Annotated in this window: 1 pseudogene; it reads left to right on the top strand. The window is 62.5% G+C overall.

The annotated features are described in order from the left end of the window. Positions 1 to 39 precede the first annotated feature (39 nt). Positions 40 to 325 (top strand): annotated as a pseudogene (locus tag IO33_RS0142225) (hypothetical protein); the annotation flags it as partial.

Genomic DNA, 325 nt, shown 5'->3' with positions numbered 1-325 from the left:
CGCGTATTCCAGGTGGCCACAGGAAATGTGGGAACCGAGATGATCAAGCGGATCGCAAGTCATCCCGACCTCGAGCTGATCGGCTTGCACTGCTACACCCCGGAGAAGGTGGGCCGGGACGCGGGCGAGATAGCGGGCCTGGCGCCGAACGGGGTCATCGCCACCGGGTCGGTGGACGACATCATCGCTGCGAAGCCGGATGTGTTGACGTTTCACGGAGTGTTCCCGGACGAAGAACTGTACGAGCGTGTGCTCGAAGCGGGCATCAACGTCGTCACCACGGCCGACTGGATCACGGGTCACCACAGAAATCAGAACCACCCGC

It is taken from the genome of Streptomyces durhamensis (assembly GCF_000725475.1).
GTDB lineage: Bacteria > Actinomycetota > Actinomycetes > Streptomycetales > Streptomycetaceae > Streptomyces > Streptomyces filipinensis.
This window is presented reverse-complemented; position numbering and strand designations above follow the sequence as displayed.